The sequence below is a fragment of the Paenibacillus sp. FSL K6-2862 genome (assembly GCF_038005125.1).
In the GTDB taxonomy this organism is placed as follows: domain Bacteria; phylum Bacillota; class Bacilli; order Paenibacillales; family Paenibacillaceae; genus Paenibacillus; species Paenibacillus illinoisensis_A.
On record NZ_JBBOSN010000001.1, the window covers coordinates 5,136,299 to 5,154,126 of the forward strand.

Below are 17,828 nucleotides of genomic sequence, written 5' to 3' on the forward strand. Positions count from 1 at the left end.
ATGGATTTGAAAGAGTCGAACATCTTGCTGCAAGAACGGGCTTATATTGAACAATGCCTGGATAACTATTTCAATACCCCTCATCAAGACATCCTGATGTCCCTTCCTGCCAAAACAGAGGATGAGGATTATGGTGTTCCTATGGATATGCAGGATGGTACAGTAGATGACGAAGGCTGGGTTCGCTGGAGAATGCTGGCTTCTATGGTGACGGAGGATGAGATTCGCGATCTGGAACAGTCCTGTGGATTGCCCGTTCCCGTCCCGCCGCTATATCGTGCATATCTGAGCACAAGATATGTCATGAATGTCTATCTGCGTTTCGATGATTTTGTCCTAGGTCTGCCGGATTTACCCTCCGATCGTCCATTACGTCGCTTACAGGATTTATGGGTAGCCTGGAAACCACTAATCGCCGAAGGGTACATTCCACTCGCTACATACGAAGATGACGCCGGACCGGTATGCTGGGACATTCGCAAACCCGATGGTGACCATGATTATGCTGTCGTTTGGTTCGATCATGAACTGCTGGTGCATGATGAATTGCCTAGTCGCGAACAGCTTGAAGGCTGGGCTGTACCTCTATTCCCATCATTCCGGGATATGCTCAGCCCACTCGCGTCCAGCCACGATTCATAACATTGAGCTATTCAAAAAAGACGGTTCCTCCTCTGTGGAGAGAACCGTCTTAGGCATATGGATCACGATGAGAACAAATGGCTTAACTGCTCCTCCTGCACATTCAATGCAAGTACCAGCTTGGATGGATCCTGCTTGGAATAGATGACGTTAATGATGTGACCCTGCTGAACCTGAGAGAGGGCGGAGGGCAAAATATCCTTTTGCGTTGTCACTTGAAACGTCTCCCCATTCGGTGGGTTCACACTGAGCGTGAGCTGAAGCTTGATCTTGCCTGTTCCCGAATTCCCCAGCGGGGTGACGTCGAGAATTTTGGCCATGGCTTTCTCCCCCGTACGAGCAATATCTATCATATCTGGAGAAACGCCCTCCTGGATCATCTTCTCGTTAAGCAGTTCCTGCAGGTCCGCTTGCGATAGCTGTCCTTTCAGATCAATCCCCACCTTACGTTCATCCTTCTCGGAAACGACCAGCGGAACAAAACCTCCTGGCTGAAACTGTGCCAGCGCTGTAAGGGGGACGACCGTCTTTAATTCAGTGTCATATTTCTCCCGGCCTTTGCGCGATACAGTCAGGCTGAGCCGTACTTCTGGCTGTTCATTAATATACGTGCCTGTCTGCTGAACACTTCGAATGACGCCCACAGCAGGCAGTCCTGACTTTACCCGACCCACGCCGAAGATGTTACTTAGAATGGTCGGAATGAAGATTAATCCAAAGCCTGCAAAGATCGCCGGTTTATACCACCAGGCCTGCATGATAATAAAGGGATCATTCCAGAGCTGCTGTGCCAGAAATGGCGAAAATCCCACCCCGAATACGGTCAACACACCAATCATTCTCAATATACCTGTCATATCCCCCACTCCTTCATCTCTATCTATCGTTGTTATAAGAATAAATACAAACTGTCTCTATCCGTACTGCTTAATCCTTGGGGTGAACACTTAACCTGTCAACAATCCCATATAAATCAGTTCTGACGGATTCGCAGGATTTTGACCTAATCCAACCCGGTCTCCTACCCGGGGAATCTGCATCTTAGATACTAGCGTTTCCAACGTTCGCTGATACTGTCTGCCACTCGTCTCAGTTACATCCAATACGAGCACCACAATGGGATCAAAGTTGATCAGCTTGCCTGTATCGGTTATTTTGACGACCGTAGCCGTGGCTGTTAAGGGAAGTGAACCCGTCGCCGCCAGTTGTGCCTGTTTCGCCGAATCCAGACTCTGATTGATTGCTTCCCGGTGCTGCTTGGGTACGAAGCCTTTCATCATCAGGCCGGTCAGTCCTTTGTTCATCATTCGATCTGCTTTTGCAATGGCGTCTTCCTGTTTGTTCTTTTTGCTAAACCATCCCATCCGAAACACCTCATTTGTTTGTTTTTTGTTATATATTAATTATAAACAGGAGAGCCTCGCCTTGAATATACTTCTGACTGCATACAAAATAAACGCCAAATCCGTAAATTCAATCGCGATATTATGGCTGATTTTTATGTTATATCATTTAATTAGCAAAAAAAGAGCCGAGTATCGGCCCTTTAATTGGCTCCAGAATCTTTTGTTTTGTAGAAAATGGACCACCGCTGAACAAAAAATGTGATCCAAGCATGAATTTCAAGCCGATTCAGTCCCTTATTTTTTGCGCAGCAGATAAACCAGCTTCTTATAATACATCGCTGCCTCTTTATACCTGCGCTGATCCTCGGATACCACGGCGAGCCCCTCATATAACGGTTCCAGTCTCATTGCATGCTGTGTCGATTCGAAATAGGGGAGGCATGCGAGCGCCCGTTCCATAAACGCTTCACGATTCCCATGTGCCAGGGCCAGATGACTCTGATAAAACGTTCCACTCATCTGTTGATCCTCTGTTATTGCACATTTCAGCAGTTGATCCACACTTTGCGCAAGCATGCCCCAATGTTTGCGGCCAAGTGCCACCTCACAGCGATACACACAGGTGAGCGGCTTCATCGCCTGCTGTGTTTCCTCCGGTTCCTGGATTAGCAGCGTCTCAAATCGCTCAATCTCCGTCTGAGCCTTGTCTAACTCACCCGTCATGGTCAGCATGACAATCCGATTGTTTGCAATTGCAGTAACGAGATCTCCCTGATTCCCGGCATACACCAGGTTGGCTTCTGCCATCGTAAGAGCCGAGAGGGCTTCCTGTACAAGCCCCATGGCAAAGCAATAACCGCTATATGCAACATATAAACCTGACAAGCGGTGGAATAGACGCTGATCATACACATGCCGCATCGTTAGTTCAAAGACCTGTTTAGCCTCTTCATATTGTTTGACCTGAATATAGGCTTCCATTTTAATATTTTGTACCGACAGCCAAAATTCACTTCCAGGGAGAGCCAGCTCACTGAGCCTTGTTGCGTGAGTCAACACGTCGACGTATGCAAGCTTGGAACGATAATATTGCACTTTGTAATACAAGAGGGCTTTCGCCAGCGGACGGGGCAGATCCACATCATCCGGACGACCGTATTTCTCCAAATAATAATTCAAATAGGAAGTATGTATGTATTCATGAGCGGCTGCGTCGTTCAGCTGCTGGTAATACACTGCTTTCATAAGAGCGGTCGTCAGTTCAACCGTCAGCGCATCATCCCGGTCTTCCAGCGCATGCACAGTGTCTTCCGGTATGGCTGAAGCCGGCATGGACAGCTGTGCAAAAATAGCCTCTGCCCGTTCCAGCGTCTCCTCACTCTGATCCGCTGCGTGCAGCAGGTAAGATGGCTTGACTGCCAGGCGTGAAGCAATGGCTTCAGCCAAGTCCTCGGGAAGCGGATAACGATCCGCCAGTATATTCGCAAAATGAGCTTGTGTCACCAGACCTTCAACAAGGTCCTTGCGGGTAATTTGCTTTCTTTTGCTTAGAAATTCAATCCGTTCCTTCAGCATGGGCGTGTGTTCCTTTCGATTCATTGCTGTAAATGCTATGAACTATCATCGCAAAATCAGGGAATCAATGCCACCCTTTTGACGAATTCAAATGAAACGGTTTCCGTTTCGGTGACAATTGTTTTACAATAAGGTGGTATGCAATGGAGAATATGGACTAACTATTGACACATGAGTTGATAATGAAAGGATGCCAATGAATGATTATTAAACCAAGAACACGTGGTTTTATTTGTACGACTTCCCATCCTGTAGGTTGTGCCGCACAGGTGCAAGAACAGATTGAATACGTGAAATCCCAGCCGGCGCTGAAGGGGCCACGTAATGTGCTCGTTATCGGTGCTTCTACCGGATACGGACTCGCATCACGTATTGTCTCTGCGTTTGGTGCAGGAGCGAATACCATCGGTATTTACCGCCCAAGCAGCTCGACGGACAAGCGCACCGCTTCGGCAGGCTGGTACAATTCTGCTGCATTTGAGAAGGCCGCGGAAGAAGCAGGTCTGAAATCGTACAGCATTACTGGAGATGCATTTGCAAACGAAACGAGAGAAAAAGCGGTTGAGCTGATCCGCAGCGAATTCGGCCAAGTTGATCTTGTGGTCTACAGCGTGGCGTCCGCACGGCGCACTGATCCAAACACCGGGGAAGTTTCCAACTCCGTGCTGAAACCAATCGGACAATCGTACACGAACAAAACGGTCAATTTCCATACGGGCGAAATCACTTCCGTTACCCTGGAGCCTGCAACCGAAGAAGAGATTCGCCAAACGGTAACGGTAATGGGCGGCGAAGACTGGGAACTATGGATGGATGCACTGCAGCAAGGCGGCGTGCTCGCTGACGACGCAACGACGATTGCGTTCTCCTATATCGGTCCTGAACTGACACAAGCCATCTATCGTGAAGGCTCCATTGGTCAGGCCAAGGATCATCTGGAGGCGACGGCACACAAGCTGAATGATCGCATGAGTGCGACAGGTGGACGTGCATATGTGACTGTAGCGAAAGCACTTGTCACCCAGTCCAGTTCCGCGATTCCTGTTGTACCGCTGTACATCTCTGCCTTATACAAAGTCATGAAGGAAAAAGGACTGCACGAAGGCTGTATCGAGCAATTGCAGCGTCTGTTCGCTGATCGCCTGTATGCTGGAGGGGACGTTCCAACAGACGAACAAGGACGCATTCGAATTGACGATTGGGAGATGAGAGAGGATGTGCAGGATGAAGTCGCGAAGCTCTGGAATGAGCTGACTACAGACAACATCTACGATCTGTCAGATCTCGAAGGGTACCGTCGCGAGTTCTTCCAGCTGTTTGGTTTTGAAACCGATGGCGTGGACTACGAAGCTGACGTGGATCCCAATGTGGAAGTACCGCATCTACGCTAATCGCTATTCTGAGATAACGCAAAGCGGGTACGTACATCAAACGAAATGATATAAACGTAAAGGAGAGCCTAGGGGCTCTCCTTTTGTTATGTTCAGAATTATAGAGTGAATGATTTATCTTTTTACAAAAGCCTCATATTCCCTTCATGCATCAGAGGATCAGAGAGACTTCAATCCTTTTTTTAGAGCTGCAGGTACCGTCTTTTCTACCTTGATGGACTGCGCTCCATGCATGGTTGCGAAGAAGGCAAGTCCATCCCGAAAATCGGACATCCATTCTTCCACGGGGGGAGCGCTCTCCTCCATGGATAACAAACGGACCGTGAGTGTTCCCGTTTTACGATCCAGTCTGGGATCCATCCGTCCGATCAGCCGATCCCCGTGAAGAATGGGCATGGCGTAATAGCCATACGTCCGTTTCGCTTCTGGCGTATAGATCTCCCACTTATAATGAAAATCAAACAAATCCACAATCCGTTCCCTTCTCCAGAGCAGGTTATCCAATGGGGGTAAGAAACGGACCGGACCTGATGCCTCATAATGTGTCTCGTCCTGCTGCATTCTCAGCAGCAGTTCTTCATCCTCTGTCCGGATGTAGTAGGGTGTCACGACCCCCTCAATCTCCAGCGGGATCATTCGTCCATCGGCCACACGTGCAGCGATTTGCGCACGCCGCTCAGCTGCGGACCATTTAAGCCATCCGAGTCTGGCATCACGGGTATCCACTACCCGATAAGCATGGATGTATTTATCCAAAAGTGCTTGCTGTTGTATATGCGCCTCCTGTTCGGCACTAAGGCCAGGCCTCTGTTGAACCAGATCCGGTTCAGTGATCTGGAAGTATCGTTCATTGCCCTGCCTTGCAACGACCCGGATGGCGGCAGTATCCAGCAGCAGGTTCAGTGCAAGACTTGTATCCTTGGTCTTCGGTGCATCCGGACGATCCCAATAACCACTGACTCGTTCAACCGCACGAAATGCTTTGGAGGGTAGCGGTCCTTCCTCTGCAAGACGCTGCAGGACATGCTGTACGGTTATCTCCAGACCCTGCAGGGATGGATTAAGCCGTTCCCTTAATCTTGCACGCACAGGTTCGAAGTACGCGTAGTCCTCCATCGGGATGACACATGCGGCATTGGCAAAATACTCGAATACCTTGTGCTCACGAAGCAATGTATGTAAATATGCAGGATCGTACCCCGGATCACGTGCACCCAGTACTAAATGCTGATTGCCGGTCACTGCTGCGACCGGATCGATCTGCACGCAGCCTAACGTACGAATCAGACGCATAACCTGATCCGGCCCGGACGATCCCGATTCTGCTGGCCAACGTTCCAGCAGCAATTGTGTATGCAGCAAAAAGCGCCGAACAGCTGCCTTTGTCGTGCGCAGGGTTGTAGTCATGATGGATCATTCGTCCTTTCTCACAGGATTCATGGTTCGCATTTACGATTTTACAGTTTGTCCTATTTTTCCATTTTATCAGTCTTCAAAGAAGCAATCCAACCAAAGCATTAAGTAAACATTCATTAAGCGCCCTTGCCGCACGTCCGGTGGACAAAATAAAAAGAAGCACCACCATCCTGGATGATCCGCTTCTTGTGTTTGACCTTTTGCAGTTTTTCTTGTTTGGTTGGCATGAGTCGAACATGTTGGGATAATGCACCATAATTTTCGTTTACTCTTCGGCTCTGTTCGGGACAATATTGTCCTGAGCGCTCTGCTCTGCGTAATGCTTTTTGTGTTTGGGTACGTGCCATAATGGATATACACTCTCCTTTGGTTGAATACACTCAATATATCATGTGCAGGCATGCAAGTGAAGGTGAACCCTGCCTAATTTCTTCGTAAAAAGGCCCCATCGGGGCCTGATAAATGTACTTCTAATTTAAGACTTTAGCGTGTAGTTCGTTTTCGTCTTGATTGCCACGTTTCTACCGGTTCCTGATCATCTTCTTCAATGAGCTCCATGGCTTCTTCCACTCTTCTCGACTTGAACAGGACAATCAGATCCATCAAATCTTCGCGGTCCAGCAGCTTCACACCGTTGACCGCAGCCAGGGTCCGGCAGGCTTCCGTGTACCTCGCTGAAGTCAGAACAATTGAGCGGTCTGCTTCATAATAACGCATCGAGGTGTAAATCTCCTGCACGGCACTCAAACCAACCGGATGATTCGCTCCATATCGTTTGGCCTGAATCACATTCCGTCTGCCCAGCCGGTCCGTAAACACAAGATCCGCTCCGAAGTCACGGCTGCTGGTCGTCTTGTGAACTTCTTCGTATCCGAGCTGTTGAAACAAATGAAAGAGATACAGCTCAAACTCCGAACCATCTTCCATTTTATCGATGTCCTTGATTGAGATCTTGCGAGGGTTGGCTTCACTGCGTATACGCTGTCCCCGCCGGATGATTCGCCGAATTACCCAGGCCAGCAGCAGCAATACAACGATCGATCCAATGACCCAAGGGGTTAAGTTGTCATTCCAATTCATGTCTGTTCTCCTTGTACATTCCTCTGTCTGATCGTGCCTAGGTTAGAATCAACCATGATTACCGCACTTAATATAACAAACTTCTACCCGGTTCGGAAGAAGATGAATTCCCTGTAACCGTTACACTTCATCAAACATAGATAATAGGATACATCACGGATAAAAGGTTACAGTCTCTCAGGTTGAATTCAAACTGGCTTAAATGGTAGAATTCAACAATCGGTTCTATTTTGAACTGAAGAAAGGTGGTTTATAACTTGCTTACATTAAACAAACGCAATACCAAAACATGGGCAGCCCTGCTACTCAGCGGCGTGCTCCTCTTCAGTATGAATTCAACGGGCTATGCCGCAGTACAGAGTGAGCCGCTTACCAAACCTGCTTGGACTTCACCTTCACTGATGCAAACCCAAGTTAACACGGAGAAAGACGTCCTGGTCAAGGAGATCAACGCTGTCCCTGCCAAAAACCTGGTATACGTACATTCCTCCCAGCCTGTGACCAAGACAAGCAGTGCCACAACGCTGGCCTGGCAGCTGGATACACTTCAGGCCCTGGATGCGACAACTGGCAAAGTGAAATGGAATTATATTTTTCATGAGAAAAGCGGACCGTATACGACCTACTCCAATTCAATATACACGAGTTACGGCACTGCCTATGTATATATGGAATATTCGGATGGAACCAAGAAAGTATACTCATTTAATACATCCGGTAAAACGAATTGGGTCAGAACGGTAAATGCTCCTTCCGATCTGTATCTACTCAATGACGAAACCTTGCTAGTCGCTTCCAGTTCAGTTCGAACGGCAATCTCGCTCTATGACAAGAAGGGCAAGCTGATTACCGAGAAGACGATTAATGGTGCTGTGCTCCAGGCAGGCAGTGACCGCATTGTGGTAGATGCGAGCAAACGAATCAAAGTCGGCAGTTACTGGCAGCCTGCAGCGAATCCCAAAGTGGAGATCTATGATCGTTCGCTCACCCGCCTGTCCTTCTATCAATTCCCGAGCAATGCAAACACGCAGGGAGACGGCGGTGGCGAGTCACTTGCCATACTGAACGATGGCTCCGTCATCATGCGTGCCAACTTCGAGAACACGGGCAACAAACTCATGGGCTTCGGGACAGATGGCAAGCTTGCTTGGGGACGCAGCATTCCAGGTAATGCCTTCGTTCAGACAGCAGGCGACGGATATACCCTGTTTACAGGTTCCAAGCTGGAACTGTACAACATGAAAGGCAAAGTAACCGAGCGTACGTTCAAGGATCAACAGCCTGTGCTGATGCAAGTGAAGCGGACACAGGATGGACAGTATCAACTTGATTTTGCCAAAACCGGTTATATTGTGGATCCCAAAACCCTGGAAGACGTGCATGTGTACACAACCAGCGCTTCGGTTCCTTCTATTATAAGCCCTTCAACGTATGTCAATGATGTCCTCTATACCATTCAGAATGATACACTATCCAAACATGTGCTTAAGTCCATGTCCACAAAATAATTCATCAGCCTAGATTAAAAAAAGCCGGGTCGACTCCAAAAGGAGCCTGCCCGGCTTTTGCAATATGATCTTACATTCTCTTAATTCCAGTTTGCTTCAATAAATTCATCCCGTCCGGACTGGGCACGGTCTTCCTTGTAATGCTTCTCATTTTTCTTATGGTAATCCTGATGATAATCCTCGGCCGGGTAAAATACAACCGCATCCCGGATTTCTGTCACAATGGGCTGGTCAAATCGTCCACTTGCGGTCAGTTCCTGCTTGGACTGCTCAGCCAGTTCACGCTGTCGCTCATTGTGTACAAAGATCGCTGTACGATACTGGGTTCCGCGATCCTGGAACTGACCTCTGTCATCGGTTGGGTCAATCTGCGGCCAGTAAAGCTCCAGCAGCCGCTCATAGGGAAACAGCTCCGGATCGAATGTGATTTCAACCACCTCAACGTGTCCGGTTTCCCCTGTTTTGACCTGCTCATATGTGGGATGTTCAACGTGACCGCCTGTATACCCGGATACAATTCCGTGAATGCCTGGCTGTTCTTCAAATGGTGTAACCATACACCAGAAACATCCCCCGGCAAATGTCGCTTTTTCCATGGTCTCTCTCTCCTTCATGCACTCATCTATTATTAGGAAACCTTGCTTGTCACCCAAACCAAGGTTTCGTTATGAACCGCTGCCTATATATCTTAAAACAAAAAGAGGTTGATGGAAAGCCATTCATATGGCTTCTCATCAACCTCTTCATTATAAACGGGAAACACTATTTATTTCCCATGGATTCGTAGTGCAATAACATCGTTACCCGCGACTACGACCCATTGAACGGAAGATCAAGCTTACGATTGCTACAAGTACGATGGCACCAATTAATGCCGGTACGATGTAGAATCCGCCCATTTCAGGACCCATCTCTCCGAAGACCACGCCGCCTAACCATCCACCGATGAAACCAGCGATAATGTTACCGATAACACCACCTGGGATGTCACGACCAACGATCAGACCTGCCAACCATCCAATAATACCACCGATAATTAATGACCATAACCAACCCATACTACTCACCTCAATTAAAAGTTTTTGTTGTTGTCTGTCTACTATTAACCGCTACAGAAGCATTTAAACAACTGAATTAAAAATTGTTGTATATTACCTTTTATTCATATGCTTCATATCCGCACGACAAGCCTGTCTCAGCAAGGAAACAACTCATTTTTGCTTTCCGTTCGACCTTTAATAGCTTCAACGGCTTAAGTGTACCTCCCGAAGGTCATTGTATGTAGGAGCAGACAACCGTAGTATATCCAATTGAGATGTATAATATTTGGTGGTGTATGATATTAATAAAAACCGGCACGTCCCTTTCCTGGCTGAGTCAGCCAGTTATGCTTATGGCTCTTGTCCAGCTCTCCCCGCATGGACTGAATAACTTGTACAAAGTCTGTCTGGCCATTCTGATGCCATTCGAGTGCAGCACTGACATATAACTCACCGAGCTGTGCAAGGGAGAATGTATCGGTGAGCCGAGCAGCTTCCTGCGTTCCTTCTTCGCCGGCAAAGACCTGAAATCCCCGCTGCTGCAAGTATTGCAGTCGCAATGCTTCATCTGGCAGCGGAATTTCATAAGCCCGATCAAACCGTCCGGCACGGTTCATGAGACCTGGATCTATTTTCTCCGGATAATTCGTTGTACCGATCAGAAAAATACCTTCTTTGGATGTTGCTCCATCCAGTGTATTGAGAAAGAAGGAGCGCACTTCGTCCGGCATCGAATCAATATCTTCAATGATCAACACCATAGGAGCCAGGCGTTTGGCTGCCTCGAATACTTCCCGAACGGACTCACTGTTGGTATACTCGGTAATTTGCCAGTATGCAGCTGGACCCGGAATGCTGCCCGCAATGGATTTGACCAAGGTTGTTTTCCCGTTGCCAGGGTGACCATACAGCAGAATCCCCCGTTTATAGGGTATATCATATTCCCGGTAGAAGGAGCGATCCGCTTCGAAGAACTGATCCAGCGAGCGGAAAATATCCTGCTTAATTTGGGGCGAAAGGACCACATCGTCTCTTCCCACTGAGCGGGTGATGGATTCGACATGGCGTTCACTTCCATTGCGGGCATCGGTATACACCGTAACCTTTTTCATATTTTGCTGACGTTCCCGTTCACGTACACTGCCCAGAAACTGCTTGAGTTCTTCCTCACCTACCGCGAATACAAAGTCCTCATTGTAGATACCATTATCCCGGAAAAAGGGAATACGGACGAGTGCAACCCCCCATTTGGGATACGCAAACACGTTGTTCCGAATGGAATAATGCACTCCGTATGTAGGCACATCACCATCATCTTCATAATGCAGGGTACGGAGCTCCAGATCCTCGAAAATACGGGCAACCAGCTCCACTTCGTTATTGTCGCTCAGCAAATCCTCCTTCAGCAGCTCCCAGTATTCGTTGTTCGGATCATCACTGGCAAACAGTTCATAACGAACCCCGTACTTGCTGCTTAATGCTTCAATAATGCCCCGGATCAGGCGTGCATATGTCGCATAGCCTTGGATTCGGATCTGGTCGTCCTGTGTTTGGTCATAAGCATAGATAGCTCGGGTTTGAGTTACTTTTTCATTTGGTATGATCATTATTTCGCTCCTTTCACAGCTGCAAGCGGTTTGCATTTGGCTACAACCTGAGCCAGGCCTGCACCGGTAACACTATCAATAATTTCATCGACATTTTTATATGCCTGTGGCGATTCATCTATAATCGATTCGAGTGATCGCTGATTCACCACAATTTCATCTTCTGTACCAACGCCAAGTGCGGATGCAAAATCTTCTACCGTAACCAGACGCTTGGTTGCAGTACGTGAACGAATGCGCCCTGCCCCGTGGCAGATCGAATAATAGTTATCTTCGCCCTGCGGCTGACCTACCATGATATACGAGGCTGTCCCCATCGATCCTGGAATAAGCGCAGGATGACCTGTAGCCATATAAGGTTTCGGATTATCCGGGTGCCCGGCAGGCAGCGCACGCGTTGCCCCTTTGCGATGGACGAATACGCTGCCTTCTTTTGCATGAGATTCCTCCCAGGCATAGTTGTGCATCAGATCATACAATGTGCGGAATTCACATTTGGGTCCGAACACTTCCCGGAATGCCTCCCGAATAGCAAAAGCGATCAGATGCCGGTTAACCACAGCATAATTCAAAGCGGAATACATCATGTTGACGTAATGACGGCCTTCAGCGTGTTCCAACGGAGCAAAAACCAGTCTCGGGTCCGATGTACCAAGCCCGTTTCGCTGCATCACTTTGGCAATGGCAGACGAGCTGGTCTGGCTCACATGTCCGCCCCAGGCACGGGAACCTGAATGAATCATGACGACAATTTGACCATCAACCAATCCCCAGGCTTCCGCGATCTCACGATTTTCCTCTGCAATTTCAATAGACTGGATTTCGGCGAAATGATTGCCCCCGCCCAAGGTGCCCAGCTGACGGTGTGCACGGTGCCATGTCATATCCGGAACAAGATTCAGCACTTCCTCATCGTAGGCAAATTTGCTGCTTTCCACATGGGTGATGGATGTCGACTTTTTCGGCATGTAACTGTCCGGAATATATTTTTTGGGCAAGCCGTGCAAGCCTTTGCGAACAATGTGTTCGAGCCTTATATCCGAGAAATGCCCCCGCTGACTAGCCTCCATTGGCAGTACTTTTTCAATGGCCTTGACCAATTTGCGGCGCAATTTTACATCTTTCAGATCGTCCCTGTGCAGATTGGTCATATGCACCCGCATCCCGCAGCCGATATCACTGCCGACAATGGATGGAGACACGTAACCCGTCTTCGCGTCCCATACAGCTGTAGTGCCGATGCAGGTTCCCACACCCACATGTACATCAGGGGTATAACTCATATAGGAAATGCCGGGAATTTGCAGATTGTTGTTAGCCATTTCAAACACTTTATAGTCCAGAGAGGAAAACAATTGCTGTGCGGCATATACCGTCAAGTCTCCTGCTGGCAATTTCACTTCATGCCGATATCCCCCAGGGAATTCGTTTTGACTCGTAAATAAATTGGGTTCTGTATTCATAAATGTGATTTTTCCTTCCTGTTCTTCATCTTTTAGTTGTTTTCAAAATAAGCAATGTTTGTATCGCATCGTTCATGTCCGCTTCAGTCGATACAACAAAAAAGAAGCCATGGACGCATCCGCCCATGACTTCTTCATGACAATAACAGAGAACAGAACGGCATGAAGATGCCTACCTATGTTCTCCATCGCTATATAAGCCGAGATTGACATATCTATGCCTGCATAATGAACAGTGAAAAGATATGCCGATTCTCCTATGTCGCCCGTAAGAGGCCAAAGAGACGATGAGCTGGATATGCAGTTGTATCTATACGACTTGGTGTCTGTGTCAATCGAACATCATAACCAACCATCATGTCTTTCGGCCTCCCTTCGTAAATGATAAGTCTTATATTAATAGGACTCGTTTCGATATGTCAACCCTTTTCTTGGAAAATAAACCGTTTGGCATGAATACGCATATACTAAAAAATCAGGGGTCTGTATCCATACAGCCCCTGATTTTTACGACAACATATGTTGTTTGCGTTAAGCTTACACGCTTAGTTTCCTGCTTGTTTTTCCAACTCTTCAATCGGATTTTCATCTTCTTTGGCTGGTACTTTGGACGACAGGAACCAACCGCATACCGCAATAGTAATCAATACGATATAGAATCCGAATTTCCAAATTTTATTTTCCGGGAAATGTTCATCCAGAACACCAAGTGAAGGATGCGCTAGCGTAATGACTGCCAGCTTAACCCCTACCCAACCTACGATAACGAAGGCAGCCACTTCAAGTCCCGGACGGGAATGAAGCAATTTAACGAAGAAGGAAGCTGCAAAACGCATAATGACGAGACCAATAAATCCGCCCAGGAAGATGACGATAAACTGTCCACCGTCCAACCCGCCAATTGGAGGCAATCCACTTGGTGGCAACGCCACAGCCAGTGCTACGGCTGCGAGAATGGAGTCGACCGCAAAAGCGATATCCGCTACTTCGACCTTGAAAACCGTCATCCAGAAACCGGATTGTTTCTTAACTTTCTTCGGTGCATCATCGGCCGCTTCGTCTGTCTTGTTGCGGCTGCCCATAACTTTCTTGGCAATGTGGTTAATCGAGATGTAGAGAAGATACAGTGCTCCGATCGCCTGAACCTGCCACACATCGACGAGGAACGAGATCAGGAACAAGGAACCTAACCTGAAGATGAAGGCTCCGAGCAAACCGTAGAATAGCGCCTTTTTGCGCTTCTCATCCGGTAAATGCTTAACCATAATCGCAAGCACCAAAGCATTATCTGCTGCCAGCAATCCTTCCAGGACTACTAGGACGATTAGTACCCATCCATACTCCAATAATAATGACAAATCCAAATTTGACTCCTCCTTAGTATCCTTATGATGTACAAAAAAAGGACCTTTACCATCGCTGGTAAAGATCCTTTTTATCCATAAAAAGAGACCTTTACCCAGCATGAAAACTTGGTAAAGGTCTCGCTAACAACAAATTGCTGCCAATAAAGCCGGGGATGTGATCCCGAATTGACGACTTTACTGTGAAAGCTACTCCCCTTTAACATCAGGAATATGCAGTTTTAGTTGGTGCATTTCTTACAGTTCAAATAACCTGTTCTCATCATATTCACAACACTACATAAAGTCAAGCTTTATTTAACAGTACCTTGACCCTGATCCATTTTGCGAAAAATGAAAAAATCATAAACGAAGTTGCCCAGAGGGATAAACGATATGAAAAATAAAGCGATCGGACGGCGTAAACGCCACTTTTGCGTCGTATACAGACTAACCATAAACAACATATACATCAGAAACAGAAAACCGTACAGATTGCCAAACCATGTGACCGATTGAGGTAAAATCCCTGCATTTTTCAAGGGGAATGCAACAAACAGCAATAATACATATGAAAGCCCCTGTAGCCACAGCAGTAATCGGAAGCGGCCCAGTGTTGAATGTAACATCATGTTCCTCCTGTTTCTATCCACGTAACGAGTAATTTGCAACCTGTTCATTATATCACAAATACCTATTTCTTCGGTACTGCCGAGGCGCCAAACGCTTCGCAAAAGCATAAGATGTGACGAAGATTCGATACGCGTATGGGACAAGGAGGAGCCGCCCAATGAAAATAGCGATGGTCGCACCGGAGAAACTACCTGTGCCTGGAAACGGTTCAGTTGAAATAAGCATTCTGGGTATCGCTCGCGAACTTGCACTGCGTCATGAAGTAACAATTATTAGCCGCGAAATGCCTGGTCTTCCAGCCAAAGAGCAGCTTGAGGGCATTACGATCCGCCGTGTTCCATCCAGCAGTCCTGATCGATATATTCAGGCGGTCATTCGGCTCTTAAAGGAAAATTCGTTTGATCTGATCCAGGTGGATAACAGGCCACGCTGCTTAGCACGTATCAAACGAAGCCTGCCTGACACCCCTGCAGTTCTGTTCCTTCACTCCCTGACCTTCGCTCAGCCTGGACCAGCAAGATTAGCGTTGTTACGACAAGCTGACTGCATCGCTGTCAACAGTTTGTCGCTCAGAGACAGATTAGGGCGCAGGTTCCCTTCGGTGAAACATCTGATGAATGTTATCCCTCTGGGTGCCGATCTGACCCGCTTCGTTCCAGCGCTAAGTGATGGAACAAACTCCAGGCCGTCAGAGCGTTCACAACCCTTTTCCGTGCTGTATGTCGGCAGACTGATTCCAGGCAAAGGTGTGGACATTCTGATTCGCGCAGTAGCACTTGTGCAGCAGAAGGTTGATGTACAGCTGATTATTGCAGGCAAGGGGCCGCAGGTCTATGTGCGCAAGCTGCGTCTGCTAGCTCGAAAACTCGGGATACGATCATCTTTTCTCGGACAGATTGCCCATGAACAAATACACCACTTGTACCGGGCCGCTGATTGCCTGGTCTGCCCGTCTCAAATGCACGAAGCCTTCGGGTTAGTTAACGTTGAAGCGATGGCTTCAGGTCTGCCTGTGATCGCTTCAGACAATGGTGGCATTCGAGAAATTATTGAGTCCGGCAGCAGCGGTTATCTGGTTTCTCCATATGACAAACCTCAGCCATTTGCTGCTTGCCTTCAGAAGCTTGCCCGGGATCCGAAGCTAGCCGCATCTCTTGGCAAGGCTGGGCGAGCAATTGCCGTGAACCAGTTTGGCTGGTCTCGAACGGCCATGCATCTCGAAGCAGCTTATACAAGACTTATCCGCCAATGAGCATAAATTGGACAGAAGTCATAACAAAGCTGCCCCCATTGCTGCGAGGGACTGGTTTATGCTTTTTCCCGTGACTGCCAGCTTGTGATCCATGACTCCATTTGGGGGATGGGGACATGTACCATTTCAATGAGCTCAACAATAATCATGTCTTTCATGGCAAACCGGACCTTCGCACAGGTCTGCTGGTGAAAAACATCATAAAATCCAGAGCCTGCCCAGCACCCGTGAGGAACACTGACTGGGTCGTTCACGATATATCCCACGGTACCTATTGGTGGAATAACAACCTTGATCGCCTGATGATCTGTACGATTATTGGGATCTTTAACCAAAAATACGGTATCATCTATATTTAATGCCTGGATACCATGATAATGCTCCATTCGATCCATGGCTGCAAATAAGTTGCTGCTCATAACATGTTCTTCTCCTTTTCCTTCATTCCAAGTTTCAAGTTAAAATAACAAATCAAATTATTCATCTCCCTCATAGTGCTTCAACCATTGAGTCAGTTGTTTGCGAATCTCTGTTCGAAATTCTCGGGGCTCAAGAACCTCCGCTTGAGGGCCAAATTGATATAACCACATCAGGAACTCACGACTGCTGTTTAGTGTGACTTCGAATAACAATCCGCCATCGGGCAGATCCGTCATACGTGGACGAACAAACATTTCTTCTTCTTTTATGTAGGGTGCCATTCTTTCTGTAAATCTCACCTTGAAATGAATATGTTCGTCCCCTCGATCAACAGACCACGTATTTTTCATATACTGCGCTATGTTGAAATCCGCTTTGTCGAAGTGGGTACCTGACTGATTCACCTCCAGAAATCGGCTAATGCGAAACAATCGCACCTTTTGCACCAGATGGCAATACCCGACGAGATAAAAGCGCTGATCGCGTGGAATAAGATAATAGGGATCAATGTCACGGACCGTAATATCATTGTTGGTCAGTGTACGATACCGGGTACGTATGGTTTCCTGATTAAGAATAGCTTCAATAATCGGGATAAGCAGATTGGGGTCTTTTCCTTCCTCCCGGTATGCAGGCGTTCCCATGCGTATGATACCTGCAATGTTTTCCACGATATCACTGTTTCTTGATTTTAACTTGGTATGGACCGACATCACTTTGTCAAAAGCCGCATCGAATTCAGCCGGCAATTGGGAAGTATCCAGGACAGACGGAAGCATGGAGAAGACCATGGCCTCCTGCTCCGTGAAATCGAGTGGATACAAGGCGAAATTCCCAATAAACCGATAACCCTTGCCGTAGCCTTCGTTCATGATAGGGGCAACCCTGTCCAAAATCCGGAGATCGCGATAGATCGTGCGTACAGTTGTATCACATTTCGCAGCCAACTCCTTGGCTGAGATTCCGGGATACGCTTGTATAGCCTGAAGTATACGCAGCAGACGAATTAATTTCTCTGTCATGTAGTTTCTCCCCTTCGATATTTTTATCGGCAAGGAAAACTAGTTCCTTTAGTACATCTATAAATCTTTAGTCCCATTCATTATTTCGCA

Annotated in this window: 19 protein-coding genes; 4 read left to right on the forward strand and 15 right to left on the reverse strand. The window is 47.5% G+C overall.

The window, feature by feature from the left end; all coding sequences use genetic code 11:
- The gene (locus tag MHB82_RS23200) at positions 1 to 642 is read left to right on the forward strand and encodes an SMI1/KNR4 family protein (RefSeq protein WP_341175966.1); all 642 of its coding nucleotides are present in this window, start codon (positions 1 to 3) and stop codon (positions 640 to 642) included.
- Between the two features lie 62 nt (positions 643 to 704).
- Here MHB82_RS23200 and MHB82_RS23205 read toward each other — a convergent pair whose 3' ends face one another.
- From MHB82_RS23205 to MHB82_RS23215, 3 genes are all read right to left on the reverse strand, one after another.
- Positions 705 to 1,499, reverse strand: a complete 795-nt coding sequence (locus tag MHB82_RS23205; RefSeq protein WP_341175967.1) for a hypothetical protein — start codon at positions 1,497 to 1,499, stop codon at positions 705 to 707.
- Between the two features lie 90 nt (positions 1,500 to 1,589).
- Positions 1,590 to 2,006, reverse strand: a complete 417-nt coding sequence (locus MHB82_RS23210) for a hypothetical protein (protein ID WP_095359729.1) — start codon at positions 2,004 to 2,006, stop codon at positions 1,590 to 1,592.
- 276 nt (positions 2,007 to 2,282) lie between these two features.
- Positions 2,283 to 3,563 (reverse strand): XRE family transcriptional regulator, encoded by a 1,281-nt coding sequence (locus MHB82_RS23215; protein WP_341176686.1) that lies wholly within the window; start codon positions 3,561 to 3,563, stop codon positions 2,283 to 2,285.
- A gap of 200 nt (positions 3,564 to 3,763) precedes the next feature.
- On the opposite strand from MHB82_RS23215, the gene fabV reads away from it, so the two are divergent.
- Positions 3,764 to 4,954, forward strand: a complete 1,191-nt coding sequence (gene fabV, locus MHB82_RS23220) for an enoyl-ACP reductase FabV (RefSeq protein WP_095359732.1) — start codon at positions 3,764 to 3,766, stop codon at positions 4,952 to 4,954.
- Positions 4,955 to 5,113: 159 nt separating this feature from the next.
- On the opposite strand, the gene MHB82_RS23225 is transcribed toward fabV, so the two are convergent.
- The 3 genes from MHB82_RS23225 to MHB82_RS23235 form a co-directional block, all read right to left on the reverse strand.
- Positions 5,114 to 6,361 (reverse strand): winged helix-turn-helix domain-containing protein, encoded by a 1,248-nt coding sequence (locus MHB82_RS23225; RefSeq protein WP_341175968.1) that lies wholly within the window; start codon positions 6,359 to 6,361, stop codon positions 5,114 to 5,116.
- Positions 6,362 to 6,486: 125 nt separating this feature from the next.
- Positions 6,487 to 6,717, reverse strand: a complete 231-nt coding sequence (locus tag MHB82_RS23230; protein ID WP_095359734.1) for a hypothetical protein — start codon at positions 6,715 to 6,717, stop codon at positions 6,487 to 6,489.
- 136 nt (positions 6,718 to 6,853) lie between these two features.
- Positions 6,854 to 7,450: a restriction endonuclease gene (locus MHB82_RS23235; RefSeq protein ID WP_095359735.1), complete on the reverse strand. Its 597-nt coding sequence runs from the start codon at positions 7,448 to 7,450 to the stop codon at positions 6,854 to 6,856.
- Positions 7,451 to 7,707: 257 nt separating this feature from the next.
- On the opposite strand from MHB82_RS23235, the gene MHB82_RS23240 reads away from it, so the two are divergent.
- On the forward strand, positions 7,708 to 8,958 hold the full coding sequence (locus tag MHB82_RS23240; protein WP_341175969.1) for a hypothetical protein: 1,251 nt from the start codon (positions 7,708 to 7,710) through the stop codon (positions 8,956 to 8,958).
- Positions 8,959 to 9,038: 80 nt separating this feature from the next.
- Here MHB82_RS23240 and msrA read toward each other — a convergent pair whose 3' ends face one another.
- From msrA to MHB82_RS23275, 7 genes are all read right to left on the reverse strand, one after another.
- A complete protein-coding gene (msrA, locus tag MHB82_RS23245) occupies positions 9,039 to 9,554 on the reverse strand; it encodes a peptide-methionine (S)-S-oxide reductase MsrA (RefSeq protein ID WP_341175970.1) in 516 nt (171 codons plus the stop codon).
- A gap of 204 nt (positions 9,555 to 9,758) precedes the next feature.
- Positions 9,759 to 10,016 carry a GlsB/YeaQ/YmgE family stress response membrane protein gene (locus tag MHB82_RS23250; protein WP_095359738.1) on the reverse strand — a complete coding sequence of 86 codons (258 nt, stop codon included), beginning with the start codon at positions 10,014 to 10,016 and terminating at the stop codon, positions 9,759 to 9,761.
- A 284-nt stretch (positions 10,017 to 10,300) separates the two neighbouring features.
- Entirely contained in the window at positions 10,301 to 11,605 is a 1,305-nt protein-coding gene (locus tag MHB82_RS23255) for an AAA family ATPase (protein ID WP_095359739.1), read from the reverse strand.
- Positions 11,605 to 13,068 (reverse strand): RtcB family protein, encoded by a 1,464-nt coding sequence (locus MHB82_RS23260; RefSeq protein WP_341175971.1) that lies wholly within the window; start codon positions 13,066 to 13,068, stop codon positions 11,605 to 11,607. The genes MHB82_RS23255 and MHB82_RS23260 overlap by 1 nt, the downstream gene beginning before the upstream one ends.
- A gap of 72 nt (positions 13,069 to 13,140) precedes the next feature.
- Entirely contained in the window at positions 13,141 to 13,281 is a 141-nt protein-coding gene (locus MHB82_RS23265) for a hypothetical protein (protein WP_341175972.1), read from the reverse strand.
- A 332-nt stretch (positions 13,282 to 13,613) separates the two neighbouring features.
- A complete protein-coding gene (locus MHB82_RS23270) occupies positions 13,614 to 14,432 on the reverse strand; it encodes a TerC family protein (protein WP_095359740.1) in 819 nt (272 codons plus the stop codon).
- A 293-nt stretch (positions 14,433 to 14,725) separates the two neighbouring features.
- Complete coding sequence (locus MHB82_RS23275; protein ID WP_181429993.1) at positions 14,726 to 15,040, reverse strand: DUF3817 domain-containing protein; 315 nt, start codon at positions 15,038 to 15,040, stop codon at positions 14,726 to 14,728.
- A 161-nt stretch (positions 15,041 to 15,201) separates the two neighbouring features.
- On the opposite strand from MHB82_RS23275, the gene MHB82_RS23280 reads away from it, so the two are divergent.
- Positions 15,202 to 16,296, forward strand: a complete 1,095-nt coding sequence (locus MHB82_RS23280; protein WP_341175973.1) for a glycosyltransferase family 4 protein — start codon at positions 15,202 to 15,204, stop codon at positions 16,294 to 16,296.
- A gap of 56 nt (positions 16,297 to 16,352) precedes the next feature.
- Here MHB82_RS23280 and MHB82_RS23285 read toward each other — a convergent pair whose 3' ends face one another.
- Both MHB82_RS23285 and MHB82_RS23290 read right to left on the reverse strand, forming a co-directional pair.
- Complete coding sequence (locus tag MHB82_RS23285; protein WP_341175974.1) at positions 16,353 to 16,715, reverse strand: DNA-binding protein; 363 nt, start codon at positions 16,713 to 16,715, stop codon at positions 16,353 to 16,355.
- A gap of 57 nt (positions 16,716 to 16,772) precedes the next feature.
- Positions 16,773 to 17,738, reverse strand: coding sequence for a helix-turn-helix transcriptional regulator (locus tag MHB82_RS23290; RefSeq protein WP_341175975.1), 966 nt, complete (start codon positions 17,736 to 17,738; stop codon positions 16,773 to 16,775).
- Positions 17,739 to 17,828 lie beyond the last annotated feature (90 nt).

What these genes read in the sequence shown, in the direction of transcription:
- MHB82_RS23200 (WP_341175966.1), top strand. Translation starts at nt 1, where the DNA reads ATGGATTTGAAAGAGTCGAACATCTTGCTGCAAGAACGGGCTTATATT.
- MHB82_RS23205 (WP_341175967.1), bottom strand. Translation starts at nt 1,499, where the DNA reads ATGACAGGTATATTGAGAATGATTGGTGTGTTGACCGTATTCGGGGTG.
- MHB82_RS23210 (WP_095359729.1), bottom strand. Translation starts at nt 2,006, where the DNA reads ATGGGATGGTTTAGCAAAAAGAACAAACAGGAAGACGCCATTGCAAAA.
- MHB82_RS23215 (WP_341176686.1), bottom strand. Translation starts at nt 3,563, where the DNA reads ATGCTGAAGGAACGGATTGAATTTCTAAGCAAAAGAAAGCAAATTACC.
- fabV (WP_095359732.1), top strand. Translation starts at nt 3,764, where the DNA reads ATGATTATTAAACCAAGAACACGTGGTTTTATTTGTACGACTTCCCAT.
- MHB82_RS23225 (WP_341175968.1), bottom strand. Translation starts at nt 6,361, where the DNA reads ATGACTACAACCCTGCGCACGACAAAGGCAGCTGTTCGGCGCTTTTTG.
- MHB82_RS23230 (WP_095359734.1), bottom strand. Translation starts at nt 6,717, where the DNA reads ATGGCACGTACCCAAACACAAAAAGCATTACGCAGAGCAGAGCGCTCA.
- MHB82_RS23235 (WP_095359735.1), bottom strand. Translation starts at nt 7,450, where the DNA reads ATGAATTGGAATGACAACTTAACCCCTTGGGTCATTGGATCGATCGTT.
- msrA (WP_341175970.1), bottom strand. Translation starts at nt 9,554, where the DNA reads ATGGAAAAAGCGACATTTGCCGGGGGATGTTTCTGGTGTATGGTTACA.
- MHB82_RS23250 (WP_095359738.1), bottom strand. Translation starts at nt 10,016, where the DNA reads ATGGGTTGGTTATGGTCATTAATTATCGGTGGTATTATTGGATGGTTG.
- MHB82_RS23255 (WP_095359739.1), bottom strand. Translation starts at nt 11,605, where the DNA reads ATGATCATACCAAATGAAAAAGTAACTCAAACCCGAGCTATCTATGCT.
- MHB82_RS23260 (WP_341175971.1), bottom strand. Translation starts at nt 13,068, where the DNA reads ATGAATACAGAACCCAATTTATTTACGAGTCAAAACGAATTCCCTGGG.
- MHB82_RS23265 (WP_341175972.1), bottom strand. Translation starts at nt 13,281, where the DNA reads ATGTCAATCTCGGCTTATATAGCGATGGAGAACATAGGTAGGCATCTT.
- MHB82_RS23275 (WP_181429993.1), bottom strand. Translation starts at nt 15,040, where the DNA reads ATGTTACATTCAACACTGGGCCGCTTCCGATTACTGCTGTGGCTACAG.
- MHB82_RS23280 (WP_341175973.1), top strand. Translation starts at nt 15,202, where the DNA reads ATGAAAATAGCGATGGTCGCACCGGAGAAACTACCTGTGCCTGGAAAC.
- MHB82_RS23285 (WP_341175974.1), bottom strand. Translation starts at nt 16,715, where the DNA reads ATGAGCAGCAACTTATTTGCAGCCATGGATCGAATGGAGCATTATCAT.
- MHB82_RS23290 (WP_341175975.1), bottom strand. Translation starts at nt 17,738, where the DNA reads ATGACAGAGAAATTAATTCGTCTGCTGCGTATACTTCAGGCTATACAA.